This window comes from Nonomuraea sp. NPDC048916, assembly GCF_040649575.1.
Taxonomy (GTDB): Bacteria; Actinomycetota; Actinomycetes; order Streptosporangiales; family Streptosporangiaceae; genus Nonomuraea.
The window spans coordinates 1-844 of the sequence record NZ_JBEZFS010000137.1 but is presented as its reverse complement, the minus strand read 5'-3'; the positions used below and the strand labels follow the sequence as shown (position 1 = coordinate 844).

At 68.1% G+C, this 844-nt stretch carries 1 protein-coding gene; it reads left to right on the top strand.

All coding sequences use genetic code 11. The annotated features are described in order from the left end of the window. Nucleotides 1-98 precede the first annotated feature (98 nt). The coding region (locus AB0C16_RS40110; RefSeq protein WP_357691388.1) for an IS701 family transposase at nt 99-844 on the top strand (746 nt) is incomplete at its 3' end.

The window sequence follows — 844 nt, the reverse complement described above, 5'->3', positions numbered from 1 at the left end:
GTACTACATCGGTAGATCTTTAAGTCGTTCGCCAGCGTGACTGCGGGTGTATCGGTGATGGTCTGCAAGTGACCTTGTGCCTCACCTACGATCTCGTCGTGTCCTGGGATGCCGAACTCGCGACGGTGACCTCGCGGATCGCTGATCGGCTGTTCAAGCGGCCCGAGCCGAAGGCGACCTTCGCAGACCTGGTCCGCGGGCTGCTGGCCGATGTGCCGCGCAAGAACTCCTGGCAACTGGCCGATCATCTCGGGCATCCGACCGCCAACCCGATCGAGTGGCTGCTGTCACGGGCCAAGTGGGACGCCGACACGCTCCGCGATGACGTGCGCGCGTACGTCGTGGAGCATCTGGGCAGCGCGGACGGGGTACTGATCGCCGATGACACGCAGGCGATCAAGAAAGGTGACCGGTCGGTCGGCGTGGCCCGCCAGTACTGCGGGCTGACCGGCCAGGTCGAGAACTGCCAGGTGATGCCGATGCTCACCTACGCGTCCGCGGCCGGGCACGCGTTCATCAACCGGCGGCTCTACCTGCCCGAGGACTGGGCCGGTGACGCCGAGCGGCGCCGGGTGGCGGGCGTGCCGGAGCGGGTGGCGTTCGCGACCAAGCCTCAGCAGGTGATCGACATGCTGCAGGAGGAACAGCGGGCGGGCACGCCGTTTCGCTATCTGGCCGCCGACTGCGGCTACGGCCGTGATCCTCACCTGCGCGCCTACTGCCACACCCATCGGATCGGCTATGTGATGGCCGTGCCGGTGGATCTGCCGCTGGTGACCGCCCGGGGCGGCGAGGAGCCGGCCGGGCATGTGCTGGACCGGCTGCTGGCCCAGGCCGTCCCGGG